Source organism: Geminocystis sp. CENA526, assembly GCF_050753365.1.
Classification (GTDB): Bacteria; Cyanobacteriota; Cyanobacteriia; order Cyanobacteriales; family Cyanobacteriaceae; genus Geminocystis.
Map to the genome: position 1 here is coordinate 1 of NZ_JBLZFY010000009.1, position 16,785 is coordinate 16,785.

Consider the following 16,785-nt stretch of genomic DNA (forward strand, 5'->3'; position numbering starts at 1 on the left):
CAGGAGAAGATATTTTACCTGATTTTATCTTAGATTTAACTGAGATTTTTTAATTGATAATTGCTGATTATATTATCCTTAAAATAAGTGCCATCGAACTCAGATACAATTAATTATACAAGGGTTCGATCGATAAAATAAAGAGGCAAGATTAAAGCCTCTTAAGTGTTTAAATGTTAGGTTTTTACCTCCAAAAAAGAATATAAAATATTAGGCGGTAACGAGGACTTTTTCAGAGGTTTTACCCTTGCTAGTTTTCTCTCTCAATGCCACTAATAAAGAATCAACATTGGCTTTAGCATCCCCAAAAAGCATTCTCGTATTTTCCTTATAAAATAAAGGATTATCCACTCCTGCGTAACCAGTAGCTAAACTTCTTTTCATCACAATAGATGTTTGAGATTTCCACACTTCCAACACAGGCATTCCCGCAATGGGGCTATTGGGGTCTTCCAATGCGCTAGGATTAACAGTATCATTTGCACCGATAACTAAAACTACGTCTGTTTCGGGGAAGTCTTCGTTAATCTCATCCATTTCTAATACGATGTCATAAGGCACATTTGCTTCTGCTAATAACACGTTCATGTGACCGGGTAAGCGCCCTGCTACGGGATGAATCCCAAAACGCACATTTACTTTACGATTGCGTAAAATTTTAGTAATTTCAGAAACTCCGTGTTGAGCTTGAGCGACAGCCATACCATAACCGGGAGTGATAATAACACTTTTCGCACTTACTAATAAATCTGCTACTTCTTCAATATTGGTAGCAACGGCTTCTCCTACTTCTTGACTAGATGCAGAGGTGGAAGGTTTACCGCTTCCTTCTCCAAAACCGCCTAAGATGACGCTGATAAACGATCGATTCATAGCTTTACACATGATATAACTAAGAATAGCACCGCTACTGCCTACTAATGCGCCCGTGATAATCAGTAAATCGTTATTCAACATAAAACCTGCGGCGGCGGCTGCCCATCCCGAATAACTGTTTAACATGGAGATAACCACTGGCATATCAGCGCCTCCGATGGCGGCAACAAGATGGATACCCAATAAACAAGCAATCCCCGTCATAATTAATAAGGGTTGTAATCCAGACTCGGTGTTAAGGAAAGCATAACCTAAATAAATAGTTGCGCCCAACATCCCCAAGTTAAGAAAATGTCTTGCAGGTAACATGAGGGGTTTTGAACTAATGATAGCGCGTAGTTTACCAAAAGCCACGATCGAACCTGTAAATGTCACCGCGCCGATAAACACACCGATATAGATTTCGATTTGATGGATAAATTCTTCAGCGCCCACTAAACCCGATTCAGGTTGTAAATAGTTACCCACTCCCACTAAAACGGCGGCTAAACCGACAAAACTGTGTAAGATTGCCACTAACTCAGGCATGGATGTCATAGCTACCCTACTAGCTAAAATCGCCCCGACAATGACGGCGGGAATAATGGCAGTGATGAGGGTTGTGTAATTGGTAACATCAGCACTTAATGCTGTAGCTAAAAATGCGATCGCCATTCCTGCGATACCGTAAATATTGCCCTTTTGGGCGGTTTCTTGATTGGATAATCCTGCTAGACTTAAAATAAATAGCGCACTAGCACCAATATAGGAAACTGTGATTAAATTATTGGTCATAAGTATTAGTTTCTCTTTGTACTCTTTAAGCTGAGTTAATCAACTTATTGCTTTAATACTAGGCTATAAAATTAATCTGCTCTTAATTGTTAAGAAAGTATAAAAAACTAATAAATTTTTCTCGGACTTACAAACTTTCAACAATATTCTTTCATTCCGAGAGTAGCGAAGGAATCGCACCATTACTCATTACTCATTACTCATTAGCTATTTGCCGTGGGTTGGACAGGGTAACGGTTTTATGGTACGATCGAGCCAACCTTGAGCTTGATTGATTCTTTCTAATGCTTCTTCAGGTTCATCATTGAGTAGATAGACTAAACTAGCAGTTAATTGTTGTAATGCTTGAGCCTTGCGATTATTTTTTAGTCTATGCCAATCATAGGAGCTAATGGTCATTTTTTGCGCCAATAATTGCGCCAATTCCAAATTACTCATGTCTGTGGTTACAGATTTTGATTCTACATTTAAACTCATGTTGCTATAATTCTCCTTAGTATCTTGTTTTTATTGTAGAATGTCTGACCACGAAACTAACTCCGAATCTCCAGAATTTGATATAGACGAAGCCATTGCTAATATTGAGGCTTCCCTAGAAAAAATTAAAACCCGTCATCAACAGATTATACTCGATCGAGCTAGAAAAGAAGAACTAGAACAACGAAAACAAGAAATCAAAGACTTACAGAAAGAAAATAAACAAGACTCCCTTAAAAGTGAGCTATATTTTTTAGAAGAAGAATTAACACAAATTGAGGTGCGTTTAGAGAGTGAATTGTTTAAATGGAGTAGTTTAAATGAACCATTTTGGCAAATAGTGCGCTTTGTGGGTATTGGTATTGTTATTGGTTGGCTTTTAAAAACCTATTCCAGTTAGGAATGGAAATTAAATAATTTAGTTAAGTTGGATTGTCATTGCGATGAGGTGCATAGCGTTGCGAGGCAACGAAGCAACCTGAAGCAATCTCTTAAAATAAACTTTTATATTTTATTAAATCCTCATTCCTAAGTCTTAATTTTTTTTTTGCTAATACGTCGCCAAAAGGCTTTGATTACTTTGAATTGATCTATGGAATGTAGAATAATGAAAGCTAAAAAAGTATAAGCTAACCAAAAATGAATACTTCTACTCAAATCAACTAAATCTTTATTTTCGGGGAACAAATCGGGGACAGTAATTCCAAAAAACTTCACATTATTACTTCTAAAAGAATTAGAGAAAAAAAAGCCACTTATGGGAATAACCAACATAAAAATATAAAGGGAAGTATGCAAGAGGAATTTTTGCATCCATTGAGGAGTATATTTCGGTAATTTTTTTGTGTATTTTTTCCACCAAACTTGTAATAAAGTTAATATTCTCCAAGTTAGTAATGCCATTGTTAAAATACCTATGGATTTATGGAAATCATAAAGAAGGTTACGCCCAAAAACTTCTCTAGGCAAACGAGACATAAAAATACCGCCAAGAAACAAAATGATGTAACAATAAAACATCCACCAATGAATTGACATTAAATTTTGATAGGCAGAGTTTTTTCTGGACTTAGTAGTAGTGGCCATAATCTGAGCAATAAAACAATACTATTAATTATTTACAAAAACTTCGCAAAAAGGATGGTGCTTGCTTTAGCTGTGGGATGTATTGCGACACACTTAAGGGTGAGTGAGGGTTTTTATGTAATCCCTTAAAACCTCTGCCATAGACAGCCCAACACTTTCGGCATAGTTTTTCAGTCGCTGATATTCTTTTTCATTAACATTAAATTGAATTTTCTTAGGTCTTGACATACTCTTAAATATACTCTACAATTAGAGTATAACAGGAAAGGTAGTAAACCTGTCAAAAAACCTTTGTATCTAGCAGATACGTTGAACCTTGAAAACTAGCGATATAGGGTTCTTAAGAGGAAGGCTTCTTAAGGTAAAATCTCTAAGCATCAAGCACAGAGAAACCAAGAATTAAGTGTTTTTCAGGTAGGGTAGGGCATACCCGAACCGACTCTGTAATGGGTCAACGCTTGGGGAGATAAGCCCCTCTGGATTAATTTAAGCAATTAAGTTAGTTTAAGGGCTGTCGGTGAACCAAGAATCCCATCGCCTTCAGGTATGGGAGTGTCAACCATAGTAACAAGTTAGCTTAGTAGTTCGATCGAACCCTCCCCCCATAATCCTAAAATTTCGATCCTAAAAGTGGCGCTGCTCGATCGAATGTATTGTATTCTGTCATTCGGAGCTTGTCGAGGAATCTCAACCCCTTGATTGTACGAGAATTAAAATAATCATAACGTTATTCTGTCATTGCGAGGCGCTTTGCGTTGCGAGGTACGAAGCAATCTGAAGCAATCTCAATAAATCTTAATTTTTGCTACCAATGCCCAAATACTATTTTGGGACTTATATCAAGTTGGGATAATCAACTACATTTAATTTGTAGGTTGGGTTAGTGATAGCGTAACCCAACAAAATATCCATAAAATTTATTTATGACAGATTAAGCCGACTTAATAACTTTAAAACCATTGCCTATTGAGCATTCGTCATTCCCTACGCTCATCAAAAGACTTTTTTAGTAACCCTTAAGTACGATTTCTCTTAAATTGTGCTACTCTTGATATAGAAAAAATATTTTCACAACCACCTAAAACCATGTCAGAAATAAACAAACAAGCAGGAAAATACGATGCTGTTATCAACACACAACCTCAAACTCCTATGTATGGGGCAGTCATGGGAGGAATTGATGGACTTAAAAACCGATTTGAGTCAGTGGAAGATGTCTCTGAGAAAGCAAGGATATTAGAAGAAGCCCTACAGTATGAAGAAAAAGGTAAAAATTTTATTATTGATGTTTTAAAAAGAGAAAATCAAAAAAATCTTATCAAAGAAATATTATTAAAAAATCCTAGCTATTCAGAATTTATCATCAACATAATTTTTGAACAACAACCAGCTACTATTTTAAAAGTTAGTGCCATAGAAATTTGGAACAAATTTCGAGCCAATAATATTCAATTTCTACCCGATTTAAGTAATGTTAATCTAGCTAATGCAAATTTAAAAAATGTTAATTTACAAGGACTTAATTTATCAAATACAGATTTTAAAAATACTAATTTCAGTAGTGCTTGGTTAAGTGAAGCTAATTTCAGTAATGCTGATTTAAGGGGTACTTATTTAAGTAATGCTAATTTAAGGGAAGCTGATTTAAGTGGTGCTAAGTTATGCAAAGCTGATTTAAGCAATATTGATTTAAGGGGGGCTGATTTAAAGGATACTAATTTAAGGAAAGCTGATTTAAGTCATGCTGATTTAAGTAAAGCTGATTTAAGTAAAGCTGATTTAAGGGGTGCTGATTTATGGGATGCTAATTTAAGTGGTGCTGATTTAAGTCATGCTGATTTATGGAAAGCTAATTTAAGGAAAGCTGATTTAAGGAAAGCTGATTTAAGTCATGCTCATTTAATGTATGCTGTTTTGGATAAAAACACAAAAATAGATGAAAAATGGCAACTGGTTTGGAATATTCTCAATAATCGTCAACAAACAAGAGATTTAAGGGGTGCTAATTTAAGTCATGCTCATTTAATTCATGCTAATTTTAGAAGTGTTGATTTAAGAGGTGCTGATTTAAGCAATGCTGATTTAAGCAATGTTGATTTAAGAGGTGCTAATTTAAGTGATGCTAATTTAAGTAGTGCTGATTTAAGGGATGCTAAGTTAAATGAAAATACAAAAATAGGTGAAAAATGGCAACTGCTTTGGAATATTCTCAATAATTCGCAACAAACAAAAACAAAAAATTTAAGTGATGCTGATTTAAGGGATGCTAAATTTGATGGTGCTAATTTAAGCAATGCTGATTTAAGAGGTGCTGATTTAAGCAATGCTGATTTAAGCAATGCTAAATTCGATCGAGCTTTGATCGATAATGAAACGATTATTAATAGTGAATATAAAGCAGAAATTCTTAAAGTCTGTATTTTCAAAGACATAGAACAAACATCAAACTAGCAATATAATGGAATGTAAGATATAAAACTAAAATAAATTATGACTATGATTAGTCAAAAAAAACAACCCGACAAACACGATGCCGTCATTACCAATAATCCTCATCAAAAATTAATCGAATCTCTTGACTTGAAATTAAGGGCAAGGTATCCCTTACTTTATATTGTGGCGGTAGAAGAAGAACCGATCGAACAAATTTTAGTGCAAGTAGCTCATCAATCTCATCCTCCCAGAGAATTATTAATGTGGGATATTGTTAACGGTTGGGATGATGGCGGAAAAGATAAAAACTCCCTCATGGGTGCATTAATGCGCATTAGTCAAACCGATGCTAATAAGCCTTGTATCTTCGTAATCAAAGATATTAACTTTGTCCTCAAAAATCCTGAAACAGAACGTAACGCCCCCATCATTCGAGCCTTAAAAAACCTTGCCAAAGAATTAAAATATCGCCGTCAAATTATTATTATTACAGGACATACTGCCGTTGTACCCACTGATTTATCGGAAGAAATGACGGTGATTGATTTCCCTTTACCCGATACCAAAGAAATAGATTACTTAATTCAAGATTTGGTAGTACCCGAAAAACTCAACTTAACAGAATTAGGCAAAGAGCAACTTTTAAAAGCCTTTTTAGGATTAAGCCGTACCCGTATTCGCTTAGTTTTAGCCTCCGCCTTAGCAAGTAAACAACAGGTAAACGAGAGCGATATTGCCTTAGTTTTAGAAGAAAAGAAACAAGCAATTAGACAAACAGGAATCTTAGAATTTTATTCCTCCCATGAATCATTAAAAAATGTGGGGGGATTAGATAAACTCAAACAGTGGCTACAAATCAAGAAAAATACCTTTACCGAAAAAGCCCGTCAATACGGTATTCCTAACCCCAAAGGATTATTATTAGTGGGCATTCAAGGTACAGGAAAATCATTATCTGCGAAAACGATCGCCAATGAATGGCGTTTACCCCTGTTAAGGCTGGATGTCGGACAATTATTTGGAGGCATTGTCGGAGAAAGTGAAAGTAAAACCCGACAAATGATTCAACTAGCAGAAGCCATGTCGCCTTGTGTATTGTGGATGGATGAAATTGATAAAGCCTTTGGTAATATTTCAGGGGGAAGCGATGGAGACTCTGGCACTTCTCGCCGAGTGTTTGGTAGTTTGATTACTTGGATGCAGGAAAAAACCAATCCTGTGTTTATCGTTGCCACCGCTAATAATGTGGAAATTTTACCTGCGGAATTATTAAGAAAAGGACGTTTTGATGAAATTTTCTTCTTGAATTTACCCAACCATCGAGAAAGACAAGAGATTTTCAAAGTGCATTTACAAAAATTACGCCCCCACCGTCTCAGGGAATTTGATTTATCGATGTTAGCCGATGCCAGTGAAAACTTTAGTGGTGCAGAAATTGAACAAACTATCACTGATGGTATGAGTTTTGCTTTTGCGGATGTGAGTCAGGGTAACAGTCGAGATTTCACCACCGAAGATATATTAAGAGCTTGTGGTGATACAGTACCCTTAGCTAAGGTGGCGATGAGACAGATTGAGGAATTAAAATTGTGGGCAGTAAAAACAGGGGCGAAAACCGCTTCTCAAGATTTAGAATTAGAGAGGGAATTAGAAACTTATCGACAACAAAAAGGGATTCGCACAAATCAATATCTTGATGTCGATCCTCCCCAGAATTAAAATGTTAGAATTGAGTTACTGTCGAGTTTTCCCTAAACTGTCATTCCGAGCTTGTCGAGGAATCTTAAAACCCTTGATTTTTGGGAAAAATCCTTAAGTCAAATCAGTTTTATTTTCAGTATAAAAATATTAAATAAAAGGTTTTAATGGCTAGAGATATTTTTCATGATTTAGTTAGGGCTGGTTTAGAAAAGGAAGGTTGGACAATTACCGATGATCCTTATAGTATGAAGTTGGTAAGGAGAAAATTTCAAATTGATTTAGCCGCAGAAAAGATTATTGGTGCTGAAAAAGATAACAAAAAAATAGCAGTGGAAATTAAGAGTTTTCTTAATCCCTCAGTGGTAACAGACTTTTATAATGCTTTGGGGCAATTTTTAAGTTATCGCTTAGTTTTAAGCCAAGTTGAACCCAATAGAGCCTTATATTTAGCTATTCCTTTCGATACATATTTAGAGCTATTTGAATCAGATTTTGGGGAATTAGTAATGGAGGAATATAAATTAAAATTAATTATCTATAACCCTAATAATGGAGATTTTACTCAATGGATAAATTAAGCCTTTATCGAGAAGCTATTAAAAAATTATTAATCGAATATACCGCATCAGAAAAATATGATGATGATTGCGAATGTCAGTTAATTTTTGATGAAAAAAAAGATCATTATTTATGGTTAGAATTAGGTTGGAATGATCAGAGAAGAATTTACTATACTGTAATTCATTTTGATATTAAAAATGGTAAGATATGGTTACAGCAAAATGCTACGGATTTAAACCCTGCGGAGGATTTAATTGAATTAGGAGTTCAACGAGAGGATATTATTTTAGGTTTACAACCGCCTCATAAACGCCCCTATACTAACTATGGAGTGGCTTAACTTGATTCCTGATTGGTTCGTAGTTAGGGCTTTAGCCCTTAAAATGTCTATTATACAGGTTCGATCGAACCCTCCTTAAAAAAGCAGAGTGTTTACCTTGTCATCATGAAAGGCGGTTTATGAGTCGAAACCATTATCCCAACGTGTAATAAATTACACGTCTAACAGATTCCGTTAACTAAAGTTAACTCAATTTCTCGGAAAAATATTAGATTTTTTTCTAAACAAAATAATTATCGATCGATCGAACTATGTCACATTTTACTACTATCAAAGTTCAAATAAAAAACGGCAAAATTTTACATAAAACCTTACAAGAGTTGGGTTATACCGTTGAAACGAATACCAACGTCAGAGGCTATCTAGGGAAAAAAACCAACGCAGAATATGTTATCCGTCAAAAGAATGGCTATGATTTGGGCTTCCGCCGTCAAGGGGATAATTATGAATTAGTGGCGGACTTTTGGGGGGCTGAAATTGATCAAACCAAATTTATTAATGACATTTCTCAGAAATATGCTCGTTATACTTTAATGGAGGAGGTAGAAAAACAAGGTTTCAACATCGAGGAGGAGGAAACCTTAGAAGACGGCACTTTAAGGGTTGTTGTCGGTAGATGGGTTTAACAGAATTTAATAAAATATTTTCGTTGAAGATCAATTTCTCATATAATTCTAATTAAAGAGAAGCGAAACACAAACCCCATGTCAGAAAATAAACAACCCCGCAAATACGATGCGGTTATCGGCACACAACCTCAATCCCCTATGTATGGTGCAGTCATGGGAGGAATTGATGGACTTAAAAACCGATTTAAGTCAGTGGAAGATGTCTCTGAGAAAGCAAAGATATTAGAAGAAGCCCTACAGTATGAAGAAGAAGGAGAAAAATATCTCTTAGAAATACTCGAAAAGGAAAAAGAAAGAGAGATATTATTACAAGCCTATACACTTTTGAATAATCAAAATAAAGTAACTATTGAAGAAATTAGAATATTTAGAGAAAATAAGGAGTATTTTGTTGTTCAGAAGAAATTAAAACTGCTAAAAATACTTTATACAATAAGTGATAAAAATCCTTGGATAGAATTACCTTTAAGTGAAGAAGATGGTGCTATAAAATACTATTTACAAAGTTACATTTCTTTAGAAGAAGCTAGAGTAGAGGGTCAAAAAAGATTAGCAGAGGCTCAAAAATCATTAGCAGAGGCTCAAAAAAGAGCAGCAGAGGCTCAAAAATCATTAGCAGAGACTCGCACTAAAATCTCAGCTAGGAGAGAATTACATAAAGTTCAACAAAGGTTTAATTCGACTGAGGATGCTAATTTAAAAGCAGAAATCCTACCAGAAGCGTTACAGTATCAAGAAGAAGGAGTAAACTTTATTTTAAAAGTAGCTGAAACTACCAATGAAAAAGAAATCTTAGCTGTAGCCTATGATTTATTAAAGGATAAACAAGAATCAAAAATTCAGAATGTTTTATTAAGTCTAAAAACAAAACATCCTTGGTTATTACCTTAGTTTAGTTCGAGACAGTACCACGGATTTAGCTAACCATAATAATTGCTTGGGTTTATCACAAATAAATTCCCGTGATAAAATAATAATTAAAGAAATAATAAAATTAACAAAATTATGACCATATCAACAGATCAAACATACGAAACTTATCCCAAACCTACCCTAGAAGAATTAGAAAATGCTGAATTAATTATAGCTGAAGCCTTGCAAGAACTTGAATTAGAGCCGAAAAAAACAGCTCAACAAATTTGGAGAGAGTTTGAAGAAGTAAGGAAGAAAATTATCAGGCAATATAACAATGTTAGATGCGATCAATCGTAATCTTTATACCGAATTATTAACAAAAACTGCACCTAAAATTATTGAAACCGAAGCAGAATACGAGAAAGTTTTAACAGAAATTGAACAACTTTTATTTAATCAAAATAGAACGATCGAAGAAGATACATTATATGATTTATTGGTGATATTAGTCGAAAAATATGAAACAGAAAATCATTCTTTAGACGTTGCAACTCCTAATCAAATTTTACAACATCTCATGGAAGCTCGATCGATTAATGACTCAGACTTATTAAACATTTTTGGTAGTCAAGAAATCCTCACAAAAATTAAAGAAGGTAGTTGTGCTATCAATGCTAATCAAGCTGAGGCTTTAGCAGATTATTTTCATGTTTCCCCTAGTTTATTTTTATGAAATTATGTTTTTAATAATTTAATCCCAAATAATTTGTATATCATAAGAAGTAAAAGCTGTATCTTTACTTATTATAGGCATTTTTTCTACTATGCTTTGAGCAATTAACAATCTATCAAAAGGATCATTATGATGAAAAGGTAAACGAGTTACTGTAGATATTTGTTGAAGATTTATTGGTAAAAGTTTATAGTCTTTTAATGTTAATTTTTCTTCAATATATTCTTCTAAAGGTAGAGCTAATGTTAACTTTCCTTTACTTTGTTTAATACCCATTTCCCATATACTTACTAAACTAATAAATTTAGTTTCTTCCTCATTTTCCATTAATAGCCTTACTTTATCACTCAATTTAACATCCCCTGAGAAAAACCAAATTAGAGCATGAGTATCTAATAAATAGTTCATTATATATATTCTTGAAAATCGTCTAATGGTTCGTCAAAATCGTCACTAATAGCAATAATATCTTTATCACTGCCAAATAATGGAGGACGTTTTTTAACTTGTTTTATGGAGCTTAATTTAACAATAGGTTGATGATTCTTCGTAATAATAATATCTTTCCCTTTAGCGGCTATTTCTAGTAATTGGTTAATGTGCAATACGGCTTGATCTATTTCAATAGTTTCCATTTTTTTCTATTATTATATTATATGACTTACATATTTGTACTAAAAATCAAGATTTAGGAGATTGCTTCGTGCCTCGCAATGACAGAATATCAACAGTATTGTTTTAGATATATTCATCATAACTAATTTTTTTCTAACACGAGAAGGAAGTATAATTTAAAGTGTCCAAAAGTAAAAACAAAGTGACTTATGGCAGAATATCAACGGATAGAGTATCAAATCGGTAAAGATGGTAAAATCACAGAAAGAGTAATTGATGCCAGTGGTAACAGTTGTTTGCAACCCACCCAAGCATTAGAGGAAGCATTAGGAGAAATTGAATCAAGGGAATTACTCCCCGAATATTACGAAGGGGAAGAAATCTTAACTACCGATAATCTTCAACGATCGAAATCTATTAATAATTAGTTTTTATCTGCTAATATTAAAGTATTAATAGTCAAAGTTTTTCTAAGTTTTCTAAGGGTAAATATAAGGAATTATGGATTTTTCTCATATATTAACAGGTATCGTTTTTTGGTTAATAATTAGTATATTTTTCTTGATCACTTTTGGTTCATCATCTGGGAAAAATGATCATAAATTTAGCCTTGCAAAAAAATCTCCATCTAACACAACAAAAGAGAATAATTTAAACGATTTAAACAATAATGATAACAGAGAAGAAATAATTAATTTGCAGAAACAATGTCAACGATTACGAGAAGAATTAGAAGCTCAATCGAGCCTGTTAAAAAGTGATTTTCGTAGTGAAACTTTTGAACAATTACAGCCTTTATTAACTAACTATCCTACTGCCCGTAAGATGGCAAAAACAAAACCAGATTTACCTGCCAAAAATTTGATCTCTTTATTTACATCCCTAGAAAATTTGTTAGAAAATTGGGGTTATGAAACCATCGGGAAACCTTGGGAGAAAGTAAATTACAATCCTCAAATTCATCAAGCCGATAGTGATGATATTGAAGTAGGGGAATCGGTTTATATTCGTTTTGTGGGCTACCGTGACGGCGATAATATCCTTTATCCTGCTAAAGTAAGTCTCAATCTTCCTCCCAATTTACAAAGTTAATTTACTTTTATGAATGATGAATAAATTAGCTAATTAGCAAAAAATTACTATTAAAATAATTTATGTAGAGGTTATAGAAAATGGAAGCAACAAAACTCAAAGGAATTGTTAATCAGAAAGGACAATTAATTATAGAAGAAAGTATTAATCTTAGTCCGGGAGAAGTGGAAATTGTTATCTTAAAAATAGATAATTTAACTAACACAGAAATTAGCATTAAATCTCAAACTATTAAACATCGTAGTCAAACTTTTAAAGACTTATTAGAAAATCAATCTCCCACAGATGAAAATTTTAATGTTGATGGTAAAAAATGGGATTATTTAAAAGATAAATATAATTTATGAAAGTTCTGATTGATACCAATATTATTTTAGATTTAGCCTTAATTAGATTGCCTTTTTATGAAGAAGCAGACGAAATCTTTTATTTAATTGAAGAAGAAAAAATAGAAGGTTTTATTAGTGCGACTACCTTAACTGATATTTATTATATCCTTCGTAAACAAAAAGGAAAAGAGTGGACATTTCAATTTTTAAAACGATTAACTAATCTTTGTAAAATTAATCCTATCAACGAAATAATTATTATTGAAGCCTTAAATAATAGCTATAAAGATTTTGAAGATGATATTCAATATTATTCTGCTATTATTAATAATCTGGATGTAATTGTTACTCGAAATATTAAAGATTTTCCTAACAATAATTTACCTATTTTAACACCCTCTCAATTATTATTAATAATTCTTAATTCCTAATTCCTCATCATTTATGACTACTGTAGCGATCGATTTTGGCACAAGTAACACTGTTGTTAGTATTATCGAACCCGATACCAAAGAAGCAAAATCCCTCCGTTTTGAGAAAATGTCTAAGGTATTTCGGATGAAACTTAATAACGACTCAGTGTCAGAAATCCCCGTCATACCTAGCTTAGTCTTTATCAAAGAAGGACATGAGTTTATCTTAGGAGAACAAGTGCGCACTCGTCGGTTAGGATGTAGTAAACCTGAACGGTTTTTTAAAGCCTTTAAAAGAGATTTAGCCGCCGAATATCGCTCTCCTGCGAGGATAATAGAAGGTAAAGAATACCCCAGTGAAACAGTAGCAGAAATATTTTTAAAAGAAATTTGGCAACAACTAAAATTACAGCATTTAAACCCCTCTCAAGTAATATTTACCGTGCCAGTGGGAGGCTTTGAAAGTTACTCGAATTGGTGTCGTGACTTAGCTACAGCATTAGGTATTGAAAAAGTGCAGTTAGTGGATGAATCCACCGCCGCCGCCTTTGGTTATGCCGTGAAAAAACCTAATACCCTAGTTTTAGTTGTGGACTTTGGAGGAGGTACATTAGATCTTAGTTTAGTGCGTACGATCGCATCTTCTTCTCAAGTCAAGGAATTAAAAGGGGAAGTAATCGCTAAAACTCAAGCCTATGTAGGTGGTGAAGATATTGATATTTGGTTGATAGAAGACTATTTGAAAAAACAAGGCATTGCCAAAAAGGATTTAAGTAATGTTGCTTGGCAAAATTTACTAGAAATAGCTGAACGTATTAAGATTAAACTATCCCATACTGAACAAGCAAAGGAAAGTTGGTTAGATGAAGATACTTTTATTGCCTATGATATAGTGTTCGATCGACAACAACTAACAGAAATCTTAGAAACTCAACAACTATTACCTCAATTACGGAATTGTCTCGATGAAGTTATTGAGATGTCAATAGGTAAGGGCATCAATAAAAAACAGATTGAAAAAGTAGTTTTAGTCGGTGGTAGTTGTTTAATTGCCCCCGTAAGAGAATTAATTACTTCTTATTTTGGCAGGGAAAAAGTGTTGATAAATAAGCCTTTTGAAGCTGTTTCTCATGGTGCTTTAACCCTTAATTCACTAGAAACCATTGATGATCATTTATATCATAGCTACGCCCTTCGTACATGGAATCCTTTAACCCAAGAATATGTCTATAATCCTTTATTTCGATCGGGATTACAATATCCTTGTGAATTGGAACATCCCTTAATCCTACAATGTGCTAACAACGGACAAGATGCCATTTATTTGGATATTGGGCAAGTGGTAGAAATGGGCAAAGCTGAACTTAGTTACGATCGTACAGGAAAAATGACCAGTGGTATAGTTAAATCTCAAAATACCTATAAATCTCTTACCTACGAATTGGATTGGCAAGGAAACATTGTTAAGTCCGCCTGTATTGCTCAATTAAATCCCGTTGGCACTGTAGGGAAAGATCGTCTTAAAATACATCTGGAAATAGATTCTAACCGAATGTTGTTAGTTACTGTGACTGATATTCTGACTCAAGAAGTGTTAGTCTATAAGAAATCGATCGTACATTTATATTAATAAGCTGGAACATAAGGTTCGTGTAACCAACTACAACTCACGAGAAAACTAAGCCTAGTCGAGATGCCACTCTTATCTTCATCATTTTATAGTTCACTCAAGTCCTTTCTAAGTATAATTGTTCATCATAAGCAATTTTCAGCATGAGAATTTTGTTATGGTATCTAAGTTGAAATTCTGCGTTCCATAACTAATAACTGAGTTATCATCAACATAACACTGTCTAAAATTAAAACCGAATAGGATTTACGCAGGAGTAACAATATTCTGTCATTCCGAGCAAAGCGAAGGAATCTCAAACCCCTTATTTTTTTTTACAAATGCGTGAGTCTTAACCTAATTTATTTAGCAGTAAGATATTTGAAACTTGACATTAATCCTCACCATGACTTCTTCTAGTAATCCAAAATTTTATCCTACCATTCGCCCTATAGTAGCCACTTACCTTGACGGTATTTGTTTTAAAAATGACAAACTTTTTGCCATCGATTCTCGTAATGGTTATTTACTGTCAATTAATCCTGAAAATAGTGTCACTAAAATTATTAATAGTACCTATTGGCAAGACTTTATCGGGGCGAGGGGTTTATGTATCTCGGATAATAAGTTATGGTTTACTAATCGAGAAGAAATTTATGTCTGTTCGATCGAATGGGAGCAAGGAGAGCTTAAAATAGTAACACCGCCTCAATATTCTTTTTCTGTATCCTATAGTGCTAACGGTATAGCGATATGGGAAAATACTCTTTACATCACTACCCAAAAAACAGGGCATATCCTCGTTTATTCCACCGCAGGAGAAGCCATTACTAAGTTTTACGCCCCCGGTATCGGCTACGAAAACATCACCATTAAAGACGAAGAAATCTGGCTTTGTGACAACTTAGAGCAAACTGTATATTGTTTGGATAAAGTCACAGGAAAACTCAAATATAATATGTTGACTCCCTTTGAATATCCTACAGCTTTGAGTTTTTATCACGACGACACCGAAGATAGAGACATTTTATATATTGCCTATAGTGACCAAGAGCCTTATATTAGAGATAATCCTAACGCTGAACCTAATCACGAATTACTCTATCGAGATCGCACTTTCATTCATCCTCTTTATTTTAAATACGATGAGGACAATAAACAAACTTTGTCCAATGGTTTCCTCTTAGAAGTTACCTATTTAGAAGAAATCTCCCCCCTTGATTCGATCGAATTTAAAGATTTAGAATGGCGTATAGCCTTACCTACCGAAAGTCATCGTCAAAAAATCAAAAGCGTAGAAGCCGTTGGTTTACCCTACATTGAAGAAGATTATAACGGACAAAAAGTCGCCCTGTTTAAATTCCCTAAATTTACTTCCGATGAGCGCTTTGTCTTTGGTTGGCGTGCGGTGTTAGAAGTTTGGAGTATCAAATATCAAATTAAGCCGAAGGATTGTGAAAGTTTACCTCCCTTACCCCCAGAGTTTGAAGGTAAATACTTAATCGATGACGATGATTTGTCTATGAGTACGGATATTATCTTAAGGGGTGCAGAAGAAGCCAGAGGCTCAGAAACCAACATTTTACGCAAAATGTATAATATTCGTAACTATGTTTATGATCATCTCACCTATGGCATTAAACCCCATATCGACACCCCTGATATTGTCTTAAAACGTGGCACTGGCTCTTGTGGTGAGTATTTAGGTTTATTATTAGCATTATCTCGTTTAAATGGCATTGCCTGTCGTACCGTTGGACGGTATAAATGTCCTATGAAAGTTTTGCATTTTGGAGTGCCTTTAGTGCCAGACTTTAACCATGTGTGGATGGAGTTTTATATTCCTACCATTGGTTGGTTGCCGATGGAATCGAATCCCGATGATTTAGATGATGGTGGACCTTATCCTACGCGCTTTTTTATGGGCTTGTCGTGGTATCATGTAGAAATGGCAAAAGATGTACCCTTTGAAACTCTCATCAGTGAAGGATTACCCGTTAATAAAGAAAAAGCCTCGATCGGACAACTGGCAATCAATCATGTTTCTTTTACTATTTTACAAGAATTACAACCATAGAGAATTAGGAATTAGGAATGATTTTAACGTAATAATGCAGAATGTGAGTTTATTTTTGGTGTATTTTTAGTATTAATAGGGGTTTTGTAACAGAAACAAAAAACATATATTTTTATTAATAAAGATAAAGTTTAAATAATTTTATTATTAATTTCTTGATGATTAAAAATTGTGAGATTAACTAA

Annotated in this window: 20 protein-coding genes; 15 read left to right on the forward strand and 5 right to left on the reverse strand. The window is 34.0% G+C overall.

Features of this window, described 5'->3' with window-relative positions; genetic code table 11:
* Positions 1–210: 210 nt before the first annotated feature.
* Positions 211–1,650 carry a Re/Si-specific NAD(P)(+) transhydrogenase subunit beta gene (gene pntB, locus ACN4EE_RS04355; protein WP_431705181.1) on the reverse strand — a complete coding sequence of 480 codons (1,440 nt, stop codon included), beginning with the start codon at positions 1,648–1,650 and terminating at the stop codon, positions 211–213.
* Positions 1,651–1,857: 207 nt separating this feature from the next.
* Positions 1,858–2,127, reverse strand: a complete 270-nt coding sequence (locus tag ACN4EE_RS04360) for a DUF6439 family protein (RefSeq protein ID WP_431705182.1) — start codon at positions 2,125–2,127, stop codon at positions 1,858–1,860.
* Positions 2,128–2,167: 40 nt separating this feature from the next.
* Between ACN4EE_RS04360 and ACN4EE_RS04365 the strand changes: the two genes are divergently transcribed.
* Positions 2,168–2,527, forward strand: a complete 360-nt coding sequence (locus ACN4EE_RS04365) for a sll0565 family protein (protein WP_431705183.1) — start codon at positions 2,168–2,170, stop codon at positions 2,525–2,527.
* 128 nt (positions 2,528–2,655) lie between these two features.
* On the opposite strand, the gene ACN4EE_RS04370 is transcribed toward ACN4EE_RS04365, so the two are convergent.
* Positions 2,656–3,165 (reverse strand): cytochrome b, encoded by a 510-nt coding sequence (locus tag ACN4EE_RS04370; RefSeq protein WP_431705184.1) that lies wholly within the window; start codon positions 3,163–3,165, stop codon positions 2,656–2,658.
* Positions 3,166–4,299: 1,134 nt separating this feature from the next.
* On the opposite strand from ACN4EE_RS04370, the gene ACN4EE_RS04375 reads away from it, so the two are divergent.
* The 8 genes from ACN4EE_RS04375 (at position 4,300) to ACN4EE_RS04410 (ending at position 10,465) form a co-directional block, all read left to right on the forward strand.
* Positions 4,300–5,664: a pentapeptide repeat-containing protein gene (locus ACN4EE_RS04375; RefSeq protein ID WP_431705185.1), complete on the forward strand. Its 1,365-nt coding sequence runs from the start codon at positions 4,300–4,302 to the stop codon at positions 5,662–5,664.
* A gap of 39 nt (positions 5,665–5,703) precedes the next feature.
* Positions 5,704–7,365: an AAA family ATPase gene (locus tag ACN4EE_RS04380; RefSeq protein ID WP_431705186.1), complete on the forward strand. Its 1,662-nt coding sequence runs from the start codon at positions 5,704–5,706 to the stop codon at positions 7,363–7,365.
* Between the two features lie 146 nt (positions 7,366–7,511).
* Positions 7,512–7,925 carry a XisH family protein gene (locus ACN4EE_RS04385; protein WP_431705187.1) on the forward strand — a complete coding sequence of 138 codons (414 nt, stop codon included), beginning with the start codon at positions 7,512–7,514 and terminating at the stop codon, positions 7,923–7,925.
* The gene (locus ACN4EE_RS04390; protein ID WP_431705188.1) at positions 7,913–8,248 is read left to right on the forward strand and encodes a XisI protein; all 336 of its coding nucleotides are present in this window, start codon (positions 7,913–7,915) and stop codon (positions 8,246–8,248) included. Before ACN4EE_RS04385 ends, ACN4EE_RS04390 begins: the two co-directional genes overlap by 13 nt.
* A 251-nt stretch (positions 8,249–8,499) precedes the next feature.
* Positions 8,500–8,874, forward strand: a complete 375-nt coding sequence (locus ACN4EE_RS04395; protein WP_431705189.1) for a DUF1257 domain-containing protein — start codon at positions 8,500–8,502, stop codon at positions 8,872–8,874.
* A 78-nt stretch (positions 8,875–8,952) separates the two neighbouring features.
* A complete protein-coding gene (locus ACN4EE_RS04400; protein WP_431705190.1) occupies positions 8,953–9,768 on the forward strand; it encodes a hypothetical protein in 816 nt (271 codons plus the stop codon).
* Between the two features lie 114 nt (positions 9,769–9,882).
* On the forward strand, positions 9,883–10,089 hold the full coding sequence (locus ACN4EE_RS04405; RefSeq protein ID WP_431705191.1) for a hypothetical protein: 207 nt from the start codon (positions 9,883–9,885) through the stop codon (positions 10,087–10,089).
* Entirely contained in the window at positions 10,067–10,465 is a 399-nt protein-coding gene (locus ACN4EE_RS04410) for a helix-turn-helix domain-containing protein (RefSeq protein ID WP_431705192.1), read from the forward strand. The genes ACN4EE_RS04405 and ACN4EE_RS04410 overlap by 23 nt, the downstream gene beginning before the upstream one ends.
* Positions 10,466–10,483: 18 nt before the next feature.
* Here the strand turns inward: ACN4EE_RS04410 and ACN4EE_RS04415 are convergent, their stop codons facing one another.
* Both ACN4EE_RS04415 and ACN4EE_RS04420 read right to left on the reverse strand, forming a co-directional pair.
* On the reverse strand, positions 10,484–10,873 hold the full coding sequence (locus ACN4EE_RS04415) for a type II toxin-antitoxin system VapC family toxin (RefSeq protein WP_431705193.1): 390 nt from the start codon (positions 10,871–10,873) through the stop codon (positions 10,484–10,486).
* Positions 10,873–11,100: a type II toxin-antitoxin system Phd/YefM family antitoxin gene (locus tag ACN4EE_RS04420; RefSeq protein WP_431705194.1), complete on the reverse strand. Its 228-nt coding sequence runs from the start codon at positions 11,098–11,100 to the stop codon at positions 10,873–10,875. The genes ACN4EE_RS04415 and ACN4EE_RS04420 overlap by 1 nt, the downstream gene beginning before the upstream one ends.
* Positions 11,101–11,289: 189 nt before the next feature.
* Between ACN4EE_RS04420 and ACN4EE_RS04425 the strand changes: the two genes are divergently transcribed.
* From ACN4EE_RS04425 to ACN4EE_RS04450, 6 genes are all read left to right on the forward strand, one after another.
* Positions 11,290–11,508: a DUF2997 domain-containing protein gene (locus ACN4EE_RS04425; RefSeq protein WP_431705195.1), complete on the forward strand. Its 219-nt coding sequence runs from the start codon at positions 11,290–11,292 to the stop codon at positions 11,506–11,508.
* Between the two features lie 73 nt (positions 11,509–11,581).
* Positions 11,582–12,172: a nucleotide exchange factor GrpE gene (locus ACN4EE_RS04430; RefSeq protein WP_431705196.1), complete on the forward strand. Its 591-nt coding sequence runs from the start codon at positions 11,582–11,584 to the stop codon at positions 12,170–12,172.
* Positions 12,173–12,252: 80 nt separating this feature from the next.
* Complete coding sequence (locus ACN4EE_RS04435) at positions 12,253–12,519, forward strand: hypothetical protein (protein ID WP_431705197.1); 267 nt, start codon at positions 12,253–12,255, stop codon at positions 12,517–12,519.
* Complete coding sequence (locus tag ACN4EE_RS04440) at positions 12,516–12,932, forward strand: type II toxin-antitoxin system VapC family toxin (RefSeq protein WP_431705198.1); 417 nt, start codon at positions 12,516–12,518, stop codon at positions 12,930–12,932. Before ACN4EE_RS04435 ends, ACN4EE_RS04440 begins: the two co-directional genes overlap by 4 nt.
* A gap of 13 nt (positions 12,933–12,945) precedes the next feature.
* Positions 12,946–14,544, forward strand: coding sequence for an Hsp70 family protein (locus tag ACN4EE_RS04445; RefSeq protein ID WP_431705199.1), 1,599 nt, complete (start codon positions 12,946–12,948; stop codon positions 14,542–14,544).
* Between the two features lie 385 nt (positions 14,545–14,929).
* A complete protein-coding gene (locus tag ACN4EE_RS04450; RefSeq protein WP_431705200.1) occupies positions 14,930–16,600 on the forward strand; it encodes a transglutaminase domain-containing protein in 1,671 nt (556 codons plus the stop codon).
* Positions 16,601–16,785: the final 185 nt, after the last annotated feature.